This window comes from Streptomyces cinnamoneus, from assembly GCF_014650495.1.
Classification (GTDB): domain Bacteria; phylum Actinomycetota; class Actinomycetes; order Streptomycetales; family Streptomycetaceae; genus Streptomyces; species Streptomyces cinnamoneus.
Genome location: NZ_BMVB01000003.1, coordinates 414,088 through 428,281, shown reverse-complemented (window position 1 = coordinate 428,281; position 14,194 = coordinate 414,088). Strand labels below are relative to the sequence as shown.

At 71.7% G+C, this 14,194-nt stretch carries 10 protein-coding genes; 2 read left to right on the top strand and 8 right to left on the bottom strand.

Going from position 1 to position 14,194, the window contains the following annotated elements:
• Nucleotides 1-83: 83 nt before the first annotated feature.
• The 3 genes from IE182_RS06845 to IE182_RS06835 all read right to left on the bottom strand — a co-directional run bounded on the left by IE182_RS06845 (nt 84) and on the right by IE182_RS06835 (nt 4,608).
• Nucleotides 84-2,945 carry a SpoIIE family protein phosphatase gene (locus tag IE182_RS06845; protein WP_190108724.1) on the bottom strand — a complete coding sequence of 954 codons (2,862 nt, stop codon included), beginning with the start codon at nt 2,943-2,945 and terminating at the stop codon, nt 84-86.
• A 135-nt stretch (nt 2,946-3,080) separates the two neighbouring features.
• Nucleotides 3,081-4,052 carry a cyclase family protein gene (locus tag IE182_RS06840; protein ID WP_190108723.1) on the bottom strand — a complete coding sequence of 324 codons (972 nt, stop codon included), beginning with the start codon at nt 4,050-4,052 and terminating at the stop codon, nt 3,081-3,083.
• Between the two features lie 79 nt (nt 4,053-4,131).
• Nucleotides 4,132-4,608: a MarR family winged helix-turn-helix transcriptional regulator gene (locus tag IE182_RS06835; RefSeq protein ID WP_229844628.1), complete on the bottom strand. Its 477-nt coding sequence runs from the start codon at nt 4,606-4,608 to the stop codon at nt 4,132-4,134.
• Nucleotides 4,609-4,731: 123 nt separating this feature from the next.
• On the opposite strand from IE182_RS06835, the gene IE182_RS06830 reads away from it, so the two are divergent.
• The gene (locus tag IE182_RS06830; RefSeq protein ID WP_229844627.1) at nt 4,732-5,676 is read left to right on the top strand and encodes an NADP-dependent oxidoreductase; all 945 of its coding nucleotides are present in this window, start codon (nt 4,732-4,734) and stop codon (nt 5,674-5,676) included.
• A gap of 75 nt (nt 5,677-5,751) precedes the next feature.
• On the opposite strand, the gene IE182_RS06825 is transcribed toward IE182_RS06830, so the two are convergent.
• From IE182_RS06825 to IE182_RS06805, 5 genes are all read right to left on the bottom strand, one after another.
• Nucleotides 5,752-6,684 carry a hypothetical protein gene (locus IE182_RS06825; RefSeq protein ID WP_190108722.1) on the bottom strand — a complete coding sequence of 311 codons (933 nt, stop codon included), beginning with the start codon at nt 6,682-6,684 and terminating at the stop codon, nt 5,752-5,754.
• Nucleotides 6,685-6,697: 13 nt separating this feature from the next.
• Entirely contained in the window at nt 6,698-7,492 is a 795-nt protein-coding gene (locus tag IE182_RS06820) for a papain-like cysteine protease family protein (RefSeq protein ID WP_229844626.1), read from the bottom strand.
• A 158-nt stretch (nt 7,493-7,650) separates the two neighbouring features.
• Entirely contained in the window at nt 7,651-8,271 is a 621-nt protein-coding gene (locus tag IE182_RS06815; protein WP_190108721.1) for a hypothetical protein, read from the bottom strand.
• Nucleotides 8,272-8,369: 98 nt separating this feature from the next.
• Nucleotides 8,370-10,379, bottom strand: coding sequence for an RICIN domain-containing protein (locus tag IE182_RS06810; RefSeq protein ID WP_190108720.1), 2,010 nt, complete (start codon nt 10,377-10,379; stop codon nt 8,370-8,372).
• Between the two features lie 607 nt (nt 10,380-10,986).
• Nucleotides 10,987-12,432: a glyceraldehyde-3-phosphate dehydrogenase gene (locus IE182_RS06805; RefSeq protein ID WP_190108719.1), complete on the bottom strand. Its 1,446-nt coding sequence runs from the start codon at nt 12,430-12,432 to the stop codon at nt 10,987-10,989.
• A 661-nt stretch (nt 12,433-13,093) separates the two neighbouring features.
• Between IE182_RS06805 and IE182_RS06800 the strand changes: the two genes are divergently transcribed.
• Nucleotides 13,094-14,191 (top strand): mechanosensitive ion channel family protein, encoded by a 1,098-nt coding sequence (locus IE182_RS06800; RefSeq protein ID WP_190108718.1) that lies wholly within the window; start codon nt 13,094-13,096, stop codon nt 14,189-14,191.
• The last annotated feature ends 3 nt before the right edge of the window (nt 14,192-14,194 follow it).

Below are 14,194 nucleotides of genomic sequence, written 5' to 3'. Positions count from 1 at the left end.
CCGGGCCGTCAGGGGACCAGCTGGTGCATATCCGTCATTTCTGCCATGCTACGGCCCGCTCCGCCCCGACGCCGGATGGGCCGTCAGATCGCCGGAATGTCGTCGATGTCCTCGAAGGACAGCTCGGCGAGGCCGGACTTCCCACCGGGCACCTCCAGGGGGCACTCGGCCCAGATGACCTTGCCCCCCGGGGTGTAGCGGGTGCCCCAGGACTGGGAGAGCTGCGCGACGAGGAACAGGCCCCGGCCTCCCTCGTCCGTGGTGGCCGCGTGGCGCAGGTGCGGGGCGGTGCTGCTGGCGTCGGCGACCTCGCAGGTCAGGGTGCGGTCGTAGAGCAGGCGCACCTGGATGGGACCGGAGGCGTACCGGACGGCGTTGGTGACCAGCTCGCTGAGCAGCAGCTCGGTGGAGAAACTGATCTCCTCCAGCCCCCACTCCGTCAACTTGCGGGTGACGGCCGAGCGCACGGAGGACACGAGCGCCGGATCGGCGGGCAGGTCCCAGGTGGCGATCCGGTGGGGATCCAGGACGTGGGTGCGGGCCACGAGCAGGGCGATGTCGTCGTCGGGGTGCTCGGGCACCACGCCCTCGACGACCGCCCGGCAGGTCTCCTCGGGCGGCCGGTTCGGGTGGGCCAGGGCGCGGCGCAGCTGCTCCAGGGCCTCGTCGAAATCGCGGTCGCGGTCCTCGATGAGGCCGTCCGTGTACAGCACGAGCTGGCTGCCCTCGGCGAGGTGGAACGCGGCGGTCTCGAAGGGGAGGCCGCCCAGCCCCAGGGGCGGGCCGGCCGGCAGGTCGGGGAAGGTGACGGTGCCGTCGGGGCGGACCAGCGCGGGCGGGCAGTGGCCGGCCCGGGCCATGGTGCACTCCTGCGACGTGGGGTCGTAGATGGCGTACAGGCAGGTCGCGCCGATGATGCCGGTGATCCCGGTGAACGGGTCGTCGCCGCACTCCTCCCGGTCCAGGCGGCCCACGAGGTTGTCGAGGTGGGTGAGGACTTCGTCCGGGGGGAGGTCCAGCTCGGCGAAGTTGCGTGCGGCGGTGCGCAGCCGGCCCATGGTGGCGGCGGCGTGCAGCCCGTGGCCGACGACGTCCCCCACGACGAGCGCGACGCGGGCGCTGGAGAGGGGAATGACGTCGAACCAGTCCCCGCCGACCCCGGACTCGGCGGGCATGTAGCGGTGCGCGACCTCGACGGCGTTCTGCTCGGGGAAGCCCTGCGGCAGCAGGCTGCGCTGCAGGGCGAGGACCATGGCGTGCTCGCGGGTGTAACGGCGTGCGTTGTCGATGCAGATGGCCGCGCGCGTGGCGAGTTCCTGGGCCAGCGAACGGTCGTCGTCCCCGAAGGGGGCGGGGTCCTGCGCCCGGTAGAAGCTCGCTATGCCCAGGGCGATGCCGCGGGCGAGGAGCGGGACGGCGATGAGGGAGTGGACGTTGTGGGAGAGGATCCGCTGGGCGGCCGAGCGGTCCTGGGAGACCCAGCCCGCGGCGGACCTCAGGTCGGGTTCCAGTACGGTCCGCCCGCTGGTCAGGCAGCGAAGCTGAGGGGTGGTCGGCCGGAGGTGCACCCGCTCCCCGGCGGGGTAGAAGGGACAGTCGTCGCGAATGCCGTGGACCACCGTGCGGTGGAGGTCCTTGGTGGGGTCGGTCGGTTCGTCACCCCGCAGTACCGCTTCGGGGAGGTCGATCGTGACGAAGTCGGCCAGGCGCGGGACGGCCATCTCGGCGAGTTCCCGGGCGGTGCGGCTCACGTCCAGGGTGGTGCCGATGCGGGTGCTGGCCTCGGACAGCAGCTCCAGGCGGCGCCGGGCCGCGACGGCGTACGCTCCCACCCCGGGCTCGCCCACCAGCACGAGTTGGCCGGCTGCCGCGTCGGCCGCACGGTCGGCGGCGCCGGGGAGTGCAGGAGCCCCGGGCCCGTGGGCCGTCGCGGCGGACCGGCCGGGTGCCGCCGTGCCGGGAGGGACGCCGCGCAGCTGCGCGGCGTCGGCCGGGGCCTGCTGCCCGAGGAGGCCCGGAGGGGCGTCGGCCGGGGCGGAGAAGGTCAGACGCTGCCGGCCCGAGGGGAGGATCGCCTCGATGACGACGCCCTCCACCCCGGAGGCACTGGTCACCGGGCGACTCAGCAAGGTGACCCGCCGGTCGCCGGGCAGGACCACCTCGACGGCGGCCCGCCGGCCCGAGGAGATCAGCTCGGTGGCCTTCTCCTTGAGGATCATCTGGTCACGCCAGCCCAGCCCGCTCGTGGTGAGCCCGCCCAGCTGCCCGTCGCCGGCCGGGACGCGGCGCCTGGCGTCGAGGTACGCCTGCAGCAGGGCGCGTTCCCGTGCCGAACTCTGCTCCAGCAGCCGCGCTTCGATGGCACTGGCCGCCTTGCGGATCACGATGTCGAGCGCCCCGTCCACATCGGTGTACGGGTAGCCGAAGCAGAGGACCCCCTCGATACGGCCGCTGAGCAGGTCCCTGATGGGAGTCGCCGAGCAGGCGTTCGACTGGGAGCGTTCGGCGAAGTGTTCGGCGCCGTAGACGTTGATGTGCCGCCGCTCCGCGAGCGCGAGGCCGATGCCGTTCGTCCCGCCGAACTTCTCGGCGAAGATGAAGCCCGGGACGCTCTGGATCGCGGCCAGATGCCTGACCTGGGAGGTGTCGCCGAAACGGCGCTGCAGCACCGCCCCGCGGCCGTCGGCGAGGGCCACGTTCATGTTCCTGCCCGCGAACCTGGCCTGCAGCCGGTCCAGGACGGGAGCCGCCGCGCGGACGAGACGCCCCTCCAGGTCGAGGTCCTGGGTGAAGGGCAGTTCGCACCCGTCGGGCGTCAGGCCCAGGGACTGGGAGCGCTGCCACGAATCGAGGATCTGGCTCCGTACCGTCCCCTCGACCGTCCCCCCGCGAAGGAACTGTTCACGGGCGAGCACGGGGCCGATGTCCTCTGCCACGAGCCCCATCCGGATCACTTCCCTCATCGGTACGCGCGCCCCTGGCCGCCACACCTGCGCCGGGCAGCTGCACTGTTGTTCCATTTTAGAACTTTGCTCACATAGCGGAACCGGGCACGGACGGCCGACCATCGCTACGGTCCGTCACAGGACCGCGACCGGAGTGACGGGCGAGCCCGTACCGCCCGGGATGTTCAGCGGGGCCACCAGGAACAGGAACGCGTGGCGGCCCGCCTCGGCGCAGGCGGCGGACAGTGCTTCCAGGTCGAGGTTGTCCAGCAGCGGCACACCCATCGCGGCGACCGCGAGGGCGTGGACGGGGGAGTGCACGCCCTCGACCGGCGAGGGGCGCACGTCGCTGTCGCCGTCGCCGCCGAGCAGGGCGATGCCGCGTTCCGCCAGCAGGGGCACGGAATCCGCGTGGAGGCCCGCGCACGCCGCGTCGGCGTCCCAGGCGCCCCGCTCCCGGCGGCGACGGAACCGGCCGACCCGCAGCAGCACCGCGTCGCCCTCGCCGATGTCCACGCCGAGCGCCGCCTCCGCGGCGACGATGTCCTCGGCGTGCACGGCCTCTCCCGGCTCCAGCCAGGCGCGCCCCTGAACGGCGGGCAGGTCGAGGAGCACCCCCCTGGTCACCAGGGGACCGAGGGTCGCGACGTCGCCGAAGCGGGCGCCGCCGGCGCCGACCAGCTCCCGCGCCGCACCGCCGTCGTAGAGCCGGCCGCGCAGGGCGACGTGGGAGAGCGCGTCCAGATGGCTGACGCTCTTGCCGTGGTAGTCGGCGCCGATGAAGTCCTTGTGGGTGGTGGGATCGGGAGCCTCGACGTCGCCGAGGTCGGACATGTAGTGCAGGGCGGGCCTGCGGTTGTCCGGCCCGCTCGCGGTGTCCCACGGCCGCGCCATCGGGACGACGACCCCGGACCGGACCAGGGAGGCGGCCTGCCGGACGCGGTCCGCGGTCACCCGGTTCCAGGCCCCCCGGCCGGCGTCCGCCCACCGGCCCCACGTACGGACCCTCGCGAAGAGGGCGTCGAACTCCTCGCGGGAGACGGCCGGGCCGTTGCGGACACCGGCCGGCGGGGGAGTGGGGTCATCGGTGGAGTGGCCGCTCGCCATGCGTCAGACGCTAACGCCCGGCCGGCGCGCCTGCGCGTCGGCCGGGCGAGCGGTGTCACTCCTGGCGGGGTGGGCGATGTCATTCCTGATGGCCTGCGGTCGCCTCCGGATGCACGCTGTCGCGGAGGACGCGCAGGCTGGCGAGGAAGGCCGGGAGCTGTTCGGGCGTCAGCAGGCCGGTGTACCAGCGCTCGATCGTGGCCAGGTAGTCCGGCAGGAGCTGCACGAGCCGGTCCGCGCCCTCGTCGGTCAGCACCGCGTAGGTGCTGCGGCGGTCTCCGGGGAAGGACTCGCGGCGCACCAGGCCGGTGCGCTGCAGGCGGTCGACGACGCGCGTGATGCCGCTCGTGGACAGGGACGTCTGGGCGGCCAGGTCGCCCAGACGCAGGCGTTGCCCGGGGGAGCGGCTCAGCCGCATCAAGGCGTTGAGGTCCAGTGACGACACGCCGTTCTCGTCCAGCACGGGCTGCAGTTTGGCGCTGAGCCCGGCATGGGCTTCCAGCAGGAGCCCCATCGCCGTGAGGCGGGGGTCGGTGAAGAGTTCCTCGGTGTCCACGTCCCGAACCCTACCCGAGACACTTGATGCGCGGATAGTTGACGCGAGGAATATCTCCGTGTAGTTATTTGCCTCAGCGATATTCCTCGCATCAACTAACTAGCTCTTGGAGAGTCGAGTCCCATGGCATCTCAGATGTTCGCGATCACCCAGCGTTCCTTCGGCGGCCCCGAGGTGCTGCACGGCACGCAGGCCGAGCGCCCGCAGGCCGGCCCGGGCGAGGTGCTGGTCCGGGTGCGTGCGGCGGGCGTGAACCCGGTCGACTCGGCCGTCCGCGCCGGGCGTTTCCCCCTGTTCACCGAGCCGCCCTTCGCCCTGGGCTGGGACGTCGCGGGCGAGGTCGTGGCGGTGGGCGAGGGAGTCACCCGGTTCGAGGTGGGGGCCGAGGTGTACGGCATGCCGCGGTTCCCGGAGGCCGCAGGTGCCTACGCCGAGTACGTCGTGGCCCCGGCCGGGCAACTCGCCCTCAAGCCCGCCGCACTGACGATGGCGGAGGCCGGCGCCCTGCCGCTGGCCGGGCTGACGGCCTGGCAGGCGCTGGTGGGCATCGCCCGGATCGAGGCCGGGCAGCGCGTGCTGATCCACGCGGCGGCGGGCGGTGTCGGTCATCTCGCCGTGCAGATCGCCAAGGCCCGCGGAGCCCACGTCATCGCCACGGCACGGGCGGACAACCACGCGTTCGTGACGTCACTGGGCGCGGACGAGGTGATCGATTACACGACGACGGACTTCGCGACCGCTGCCGGCCCGGTGGACGTCGTCCTCGACCTGGTCGGCGGCGAGTACGCCCCGCGCTCCGTGCGCACGCTCCGGCCCGGCGGTCTGCTCGTCACCACGGTCGGTCACCACCCTGGGATGACCGCCGAGGAGGCGGAGCAGCAGGGCGTCCGCTTCGAGACCGTGTTCGTCCAGCCCTCCGGCCCGGACCTGGAGAGCCTCGGCGAGCTGGCCGAGGCGCGGAAGCTCCGCGTCCACGTCGGACGGGAGCTTCCCCTCGCGGCCGCGGCCGAGGCCCATGAGCTCGGTGAGGCCGGCCGCGCCAAGGGCAAGACCGTCCTCATCCCCTGACGGTCCTCATTCCCCGGCGAGATTCCCCGGCGAGCCGGTCCCCTCGGGGGAGGACCGGCTCGCCGGGCGGGCGGATCAGGCCGACCGGCGGCGGCGCACGTACAGGACGCCCGCCCCCAGCGTTGCCAGGACGAACGCGCCGGAGGCGCCGGAGGCGAGGGGGACCCAGGAGCGGGACGGCGCGGCGGGCGCGGCCTGTTCCCCGGCCCGCGCCCCGGCCTTTGCTTCCGCCTGGCCCTCGGCTTGTGCCGTGGCCGGGGCGTAGCCGCCGGCGAGGCCCTTGCGGTCGTAGGACGAACCGGGCAGCTTGTCGCCGTAGCGCTTGGTGACGAGCTGTTGGTACGCCGCCAGGGTGATGCGCGGCTTGCCCTGCAGGGCCACCTCGGCCTCCTTGTTGAGGGGCTCGACGGTGCCGCTGCCGCTCAGCCGGTACCAGGCGTGGATCTGCGGCTCCATGAAGGTCTGTGCCTGGTCGGTGCCGCGTTCGGCGGCGCTGATGTCCGTGTCGCCGTCGCGGATGCCCGCCAGTTGCCAGCTCTGGCCACTGCCCTGCCCGCGGGCGAGCAGGACGGCGGCCTGGTGGCCGTTGGCGGCCGAGACGCGCGAGGCGAGGTAGGAGAGGCGCAGGGCGGACCCGGCGGTGGCCTTGGTCCTGCCCGTGACGAACTCGGGCGCGAGCTCGTAGAGGGGGACGGGCTTCTTGAGGTCGAAGCCGGGTGCGGCGCCGGCGGCCTGGGGGTTCTGCACGAGGCCGCGCGGGGCGCCGGCCGTGCCGCCGTCCGCGCCGGCGGCCGGAGTACGGCGCTCGGCGGACGTCAGGAACCGGGAGACGGTGTCGTGGACCTGGCCGGAGCGCAGCACCTGCTGGGCGGCGGTCACATCGGCCGGGGCAGGGGCGGCCGGCCCGTCGGCGGCCCGTGCGGGCACGCTCGCGCAGAGCGTGACGGCGGTGGCGGCGGCGAGCAGGGCGGCGGAGCGTCTGGTCGTACGGGTGCGGTTCATGCTCATGATGTCTCGTCTCCTAGCCGTGGATGCCGATGCGCGAGTGGGTCCACCGGAAGGAGTTGTTTCCGGCGTAGGTGTTGTAGTTCCACCAGGTGTAGGTCTGGGTGCTGGGCCAGGGGTCGCCGACCGCGACCATGTTGCTGGCGCTGTCGTAGCCGTAGATGACGTTCATGTGGCCGCCGCCGGAGGTCCAGCCGATGCGGACGGCGAACGGCCGCCCGTTCGCGATCTCGCTCTGGGTCTCGCCGAAGGAGGCGTTGCGCCACAGGTCGGTGCCGCTGTTGCGGAAGCCCATGTTGCGGAGGCCGTTGGCCATGTCGCCGAGCGTGGCGGGCTGGTTGTTGCAGTCCAGACCACCGTTGTTCTGGGCGGCCAGGCGGCAGAAGTCGTACTGGTTGTACTGGGTGTAGCCCCAGTAGTTGGCGATGGTCAGACCGGAGGCGTCCCAGCACCACTGGTCCCGGACCTGCTTCTGCATGCCGATGTTGAGGATCTTCTGCCCGGTGGGGCGGGAGGTGTCGCAGACCGGCAGGCCGCCGGTGTCCTCGCGGATGAACGCGTCGGCGAGGTAGTAGGTGCCGGACCAGATCCAGCGGGAGTTGTTCTCGACGACGTCGCCGGTGGTGCGACAGGCCATGGGAATGCGGTCGCCGACCCGGGAGGTGCCGGTGATGCCGGCGGAAAGGGACGGCGCGGAGCGCTGGTTGACGGTGCTGAAGTTGCCCTGCCCGCCGACGACCGTGCCGGAGACGACGGCCTGGGCCTGCGGGGCGATGCTCAGCAGCAACCCGCCGGACAGCGCGGTGGCCATGGTGGTCAGAAGCGCCTTCCTGCCCCTTCTGCGCCCTGGCGCATGAGCCGGTGTGCGGGTTGATATACGGGTTGACCTGCGGAATCTCTGCATGGGGGGTTCCTCTTTTGCTGCTGTGCCGTGGTGCTGCTCTGTCCGATGCGGCCGATGCCGCTGATTCAGGGGCGGTGGGCCCGGCGGCGCCGCAGGAGCCAGAAGGCGGCGATGCCGCCTGCGCCGGCGACCACCGCGACGGCGCCGAGAGCCACCGCTCCGGGCGCCGGCCCGTCCTCGGACGCGGTCCGCGGGGACCCGGCGGCCGCGGCCGTGTGCGCGGACGGGTCCGCCGCGGCCGGCGAAGCGGGGGCGGGTGCCGTGCTGCGCTGCGGCGCGACCGGGCCCGCCGGTGCGGGGGGGCCCGTGAGGGACGCGGGCGTCACCTCGGCCCGTTCCTCGGCGCGGCCGAGCGCCGGGAAGGCCGTCTGGGCCGTGAGCGTCCACTGGCCGGCGGGCAGGGCCTCGCTCGTGGTGAAGGTTCCGGGCTCTCCGGGAACCGGTACGAACCGCCAGGGGCCGAGCGTGGTGCCGTCGGCCGAGGTCGCGGTGATGGTGCCGGCGACCTTCTCGCTCACCGGGTGGCCGTCGTCCTCCCAGGTCGCCTTGGTGGTGGGATGGCCGGCGACGACGCCCGTGACGGTCAGATGGATGGTGTCGCCGTGGGCGTGCGCCGCCGTCCCGGACCCCAGGACGAGCAGGCCCGCGAGGGCGGCGGCCGCTGCCGTGAAGCGGCGATCGGGCATGAGGTGGTGACTCCGGTGTGTGGGGGTGTGCGGGGAAGGGGGAGGCGGGAAGGACGGCAGGGGCTCCCGCACGGCGGCCCCTGCCGTCGAGGAGTGGTTCAGGAGGCTTTCTGCAGGGCCCAGGTCTGGTAGCCGGAGCTGTCCGGCTTCTGGAGTTCGAGCAGCCACGCCCCGTAGTACGGCCGCTTGCCGACGCTCAGGACGAGCGAACCGTCGCCCGCCGCGAGGTGCAGGCCGTCACCGGAGCGCGTCAGCTTCCACTGCTGGGCGGCGTCGCCGGAGCAGGGCCGTTGCGCGACCCACTGGCCGGGGCTCGGAGCGCCGCCGAGCTGCAGGCACTTGCCGGACACCGCCGAGCGCAGCCGCACGCTGCCGCGACCGTTGTCGTCGAGGTACCACTGCTGGGGCGTGAAGCCGTTGGGCTGGGAACCGACGAGGACGGTGCCGTCCGCGGTCTTGCCGCCCCAGATCTCGGCCGCCAGTCCGGTGTGCCCGTTGGTCAGCGTGTACCGGGTGTCGGGCTTGGTGGTGGTGCTGCTCACGGGCGGGGTGTGGAACGTCACCGCACGGCCGGGCTTGGCGTCGCGTCCGGCCTGGTCGCGGACCGCGACGGCGATCGTGTAGTCGGTGTCGGGCCGCAGGTGGTGGATCCGCGCCGAGTTGGGCTGGACCCACGCCAGGTGGCTGCCGTTGAGCAGCAGCTGGTACCAGGCTGCGGAGGGCGCCGCGGGCCAGCTGACCACGGCCGAGTCGGACGTCAGCTGTCCGACGACGGGCACGGGGCCGGTCGACGGTCCGGTGCTGCCGGTCGGCTTGGGCGTGGGCGTGGGCGTCGGGTTGGGGCCGGGGTCGGGCCGCGTGCCGTTGCCGGTCATCAGGAACTGGTTGTTCGCGACGTTCCAGTGCGTGGCCAGGTAACTGCCGGGCTGCGGACTGGTGTGGAAGTAGTCGTCGTGGTTGCAGTCCAGACGCTCGTCGTGGCCCCGCTCGGTGCAGACGTTGCGCATGGCGGGGTAGTACGGCGCGTCCGAGTAGCACATGACGTCCCACTCGTCGGTGCAGTGCGCGGCGCGGCTGGTGTTCGGGGCGCTGTTGTTCACCGCGCCGAGGTTGTGCCCCAGTTCGTGCGCGGCGGTGGAGCCGCCCCAGCATCCGGCGTCCGTACGTCCGTAGGAGGGACCGAAGTTGCTGAGATTGCTGGGGCCGGGGCGCTCGTCACCGTTGAAGGTGCCGATGCCGCAGTACACCTTGGCGTCCGCGAAAATCATGTACTTGCGGTCGCGCCGGTCGAAACCCTTCGCCGCGAGCGCCGAGTTCATCGCGCTGAACTCCGACAGTGCGGAGTTCGGCACCTCGACGTTGAGCACGGACGGGGTGCAGTCGGCGCCGGTGACGAACCGGATGTGCCGTACGCCGCCGGTCTCCTGCGCGCTGGCGAAGTAGATGGTGTCGGCGTCGGCGGCCCACTTGCGGAACGAGCCCAGGTATTCGGCGTACCGGTCGTTGCCGGGAGCGTGCGCGTACACCACCTGCACGCGGTTGCCGGTGGTCCCGTCACCGTCGCACTGCACGGTCTGGCCGGAGGGCGCCGCCTTTCCGCCCGAGGTGCCCGGGGTGGGGGCCGGGGCGGCGGGTGGCGTCTTGGCGGCGGCGCTGCCGGCCTGGCGGGCGTCGACGGTGGCCGTGGTGCCGGCGGAGGGCTGCCCCGGGGACGCCTTCTCGGTGTCCGTGGCCGGGCGCTCCGGTGATGCGGCCGTGTCCTGGGTCTTCACGGCGGGCGGGGTGTCCTTGGCGATGTCCACGCCCTTGGGCGGCTTGTCGGGACCGTGCGTGCACCGGCCGTCGGTGGTCCGCAGGACACCGGCGCAGCGGTCGCCCTTGGGCGCGGGGTCCAGGCCCTTGTAGACGAGGCCCTGCGCACGGTCGTCGTTGGGTATTCGGGTCACCGGCTCCGGCGTCTTGTCGTGCGCGGGTGCCGGAGCCGGACCGTCGGCCGTCGCCTGTGCGGCGACGGTCCCGGGCCGGGACGACTCGTGGTCGAAGACGCCGCCGAGCACCGCCGCACCGGCCAGTGCTCCCGCTGTGACGGCCACCGCCGCGACGAACATGCCGCGTTTTCGTCGCCGTTGCCGAACCTGTCTTCTGCGTCCAGGCAAAGCCACTCCTCATTTCTGTGGGGGAGTTGTGGGGGTGGCCGGAAGTGTGCCAGAGCAGACGCTCCGTCAGACAGGGGCGTTTAGTGCGGCGTATTCGGGTGCATGCTTCAGGGAGATGAACGCGCGGCGGCGGAAGTGAAGTTCAAGTCCCCTTATTTTAAGGTTACTTGAATGGGCGGCCAGGAAAGGTCCATCCCAATGAGTGGCGATCCCCGCGGCCCTGCTTAATAAGATCGTTACCTCGGAATGACTGATTCCGATTGTGTGCAATTGCACAGCGTGGTGGGGTTATCACCCCTTGATCATCTTCTTGGGGAATTCTTTGAAGTAACCCGCGAGTAACTCAAGGGAGACGCGTGGGCCGCAATTCCGGCCGACCCGGGCAATCCCGGCCCCGGCCTGTCCGGGCCCGATGAGAGGGACGGGAGAGCCCCACGGCACCCCGCATACGCCGACGGCCGGCGGGTGGCCGTGGGCGGCACCGGATGCCGGAAGGCATCGGTTGCCGCACCACCGCCACCCGCCGGCCGCTGTGCCGGTTCGGGCGGGTCTGTCCGGATCAGGCCATCGGGGCCGGGTAGGTCGGGTACTCCACCCCGGAGACGTGCTGGACGACGCGGATGACCTGGCAGGAGTAGCCGAACTCGTTGTCGTACCAGAGGTAGAGGATGGCGTTGTCGCCGTCGACCTTGGTGGCGCCGGCGTCGACGATCGAGGCGTGGCGCGAGCCGACGAAGTCCATGGACACGGCGTCGGGGGCGGTGGTGAAGTCGATCTGGCGCTTCAGCGGCGAGTTCAGCGAGACGTCGCGGAGGTACTCGAGGACCTCCTCGCGGGTGGTCTCGCGCCCGAGCCGCAGGCTGAGGATCGCGATCGAGACGTCCGGCACGGGGACGCGGATCGAGCTGCCGGTGATCGGCGCCTTGAGGTCCGGCAGGGCCTTGGCGACGGCGGAGGCGGCGCCGGTCTCCGTGATGACCATGTTGAGCGGCGCGGAACGACCGCGGCGGTCGGCCTTGTGGTAGTTGTCCAGAAGGTTCTGGTCGTTGGTGAACGAGTGGACGGTCTCCACGTGGCCGCGCAGCACGCCGTACTCGTCGTCCATGGCCTTCAGCGGCGGGACGATGGCGTTGGTGGTGCAGGAGGCGCAGGACAGGATCTGCTCGTCCGGCTTGATCGTGTCGTGGTTGACGCCGTGGACGATGTTGGGGACGTCGCCCTTGCCCGGAGCGGTCAGGACGACCTTGTCGATGCCGGGACGGAGGTGCTTCGACAGGCCCTCGCGGTCGCGCCACTTGCCGGTGTTGTCGATGAGGATGGCGTTGTCGATGCCGTACGCCGTGTAGTCGACCTCGGACGGGTCGTTGGCGTAGATCACCTTGATCTCGTTGCCGTTGGCGACGATCGTGCTGGTCGCCTCGTCGACGGTGATCGTGCCCTGGAACTGGCCGTGGATGGAGTCGCGGCGCAGCAGGGAGGCGCGCTTGACGATGTCCTGGTCGCCGCCCTGGCGGACCACGATGGCGCGCAGGCGCAGACCGTTGCCGGAGCCGGCCTTCTCGATGAGCAGGCGGGCGACGAGGCGGCCGATGCGGCCGAAGCCGTAGAGGACGACGTCGCGCGACTCGCGGCGCTCGATCTTGTTGGCGCCCGTGGCGCCGGCGACGGCCTCGGCGGTGAATTCCTCCACCGAAAGACCGCGGTCGTCGGTCTTGTACGTCGCGGCGAGCATGCCGATGTCGATCTGGGAAGGGCCGAGATCGAGAGTGGTGAGAGCCTGCAGGAACGGGAGGGTCTCGGTGACCGAGAGCTCCTCGCCGGCTATCTGCCGGGCGAACCGGTGGGTCTTGAGAATGCTGACCACCGACTTGTTCACCAGGGAGCGGCTGTGAAGGAGGACCGTTACGTCCCGCTCCCGCTGCAGCTTCCCGATGATCGGGATCATCGACTCCGCGATCTCCTCGCGGTTCTTCCAGTTAGTGAACGCGTCTTCGTTGACAGTCACAGGCTTATCTCTCGATCGAGCTAGGCGGTGCTCATATGCTAACCCCACGCCGCTTTGATCAATCGAGCGGTGCCCCTGGGTGGGGTGCCGCGCTCCGAGGTCGGCTGCGTAAGGGGGGCGGGGATCGGGGGCCGCGAGGGGAAAGAATGCCCCGGTTTGACGCCTTTCGCCCCGATGTGGCCTTGCGTGATCTTCATCGATCACGGCTCTGATGTGATCCGCGTCAAGCGGCACGACGAGCCACCGCCGGGGGCCGGGGCCGGCGATGCTCGCGCGGCGCTCGTCCGTGACCGCCGAGCGGCCCCGCCGGGTCTCGCACGGCTGGGCGCCCTGACGGCGGCGCGCCGCGCTCTCTCCTCCCGGACAGCCGGCCGCAGCCCCGGCGCCAGGGCCGCAGCGGGTGCGCGGTGAGCTCGGGCCCCGGGCCCGTAGGCGGCTGTCGCCCGAGGGCAGCTGACTGTCCGTCGGCGGACGGGGCACCGGGCGTGCGGAGTCGAAAGGCCCGTGGTGCAGGATGACTTCTCGCGCCGGGTCATCTTCACGGTCCGGCGCGATCGTGATTTCTCGGAACAGGCAGGTACAAGGTGACGCATCGTTACTCCGGGCTTACGGCGGCGCTCGGCGCCGGCGCTCCGGTCTCCGGGAGCGAGAGGGGACGCCGGTGAACCGCGATCTGACGGCGCACGACGTCATCGTCGCCGGCATCGCCCTGGCCGCCGGCCTGGCCGCGGCCCTCGTGCTGCGGGTCATCCTGCGCTGGCTCGCCGAACGCGCCCGCAGGACCAAGTGGGCCGGGGACGACATCATCGTCGACTTCCTGCGCACGCTCGCCCCCTGGTGCGCGGTGGCGGGCGGTGTGGCCTCGGCGGCCGCGGCCCTGCCGCTGACCCGCTCGGTGGGCCACGTCGTCAACGAGATCCTGACGACGCTGGTCATCTTCACCGCGACGGTCGCCGCCGCCCGGGTGGTCGGTGAGCTGGTGCGGTCCGTGGCGCAGTCCCGGTCGGGTGTGGCCGGTTCGGCCACCATCTTCGTCAACATCACGCGCATCGCGGTCATGGCGATGGGCTTCCTCATAGTCCTGCAGACCCTGGGCATATCCATAGCCCCGCTGCTCACCGCCCTGGGCGTGGGCGGTCTCGCGATCGCCCTCGCGCTGAAGGACACGCTGGCCAACCTGTTCGCCGGCGTGCACATCCTCGTCTCGAAGACGGTCCAGCCCGGCGACTACATCCGGCTCAGCACCGGTGAGGAGGGCTACGTCGTCGACGTCAACTGGCGCAACACGGTGGTGGAGCAGCTCAACAACAACCGGGTCATCATCCCCAACGCCAAGCTCGCCGGCACGAACATGACCAACTTCACCCGGCCCGAGCAGAAGCTGTCGGTCACGTTGCAGGTGGGCGTCGCCTATGACAGCGACCTGGAGCACGTCGAGCGGGTCACGGTCGAGGTCGCCGAAAGCGTGATGAAGGAGGTGGCCGGCGCGGTCGCCGACCACGAGCCGGCCGTCCGGTTCCACACCTTCGGGGACTCGCGGATCGGCTTCACCGTGATCCTCGGGGTCGGCGAGTTCAGCGACAAGTGGCGCATCAAGCACGAGTTCATCAAGCGCCTGCACCAGCGGTACCGCACCGAGGGCATCCGCATCCCCGCGCCGGCGCGGGCCGTGTCCGTGCAGCAGAGCGCGGAGGCCCTGATCCCGCACCCCCGCGTCTCCCTCGACGCCCTGCCGGACAGCCCCGCAGCGACCGGCTGAGTG

Coding starts and splice junctions, on each gene's coding strand:
- IE182_RS06845 (WP_190108724.1), bottom strand. CDS start 2,945: ATGGGGCTCGTGGCAGAGGACATCGGCCCCGTGCTCGCCCGTGAACAG.
- IE182_RS06840 (WP_190108723.1), bottom strand. CDS start 4,052: ATGGCGAGCGGCCACTCCACCGATGACCCCACTCCCCCGCCGGCCGGT.
- IE182_RS06830 (WP_229844627.1), top strand. CDS start 4,732: ATGGCATCTCAGATGTTCGCGATCACCCAGCGTTCCTTCGGCGGCCCC.
- IE182_RS06825 (WP_190108722.1), bottom strand. CDS start 6,684: ATGAGCATGAACCGCACCCGTACGACCAGACGCTCCGCCGCCCTGCTC.
- IE182_RS06820 (WP_229844626.1), bottom strand. CDS start 7,492: ATGGCCACCGCGCTGTCCGGCGGGTTGCTGCTGAGCATCGCCCCGCAG.
- IE182_RS06815 (WP_190108721.1), bottom strand. CDS start 8,271: ATGCCCGATCGCCGCTTCACGGCAGCGGCCGCCGCCCTCGCGGGCCTG.
- IE182_RS06810 (WP_190108720.1), bottom strand. CDS start 10,379: ATGTTCGTCGCGGCGGTGGCCGTCACAGCGGGAGCACTGGCCGGTGCG.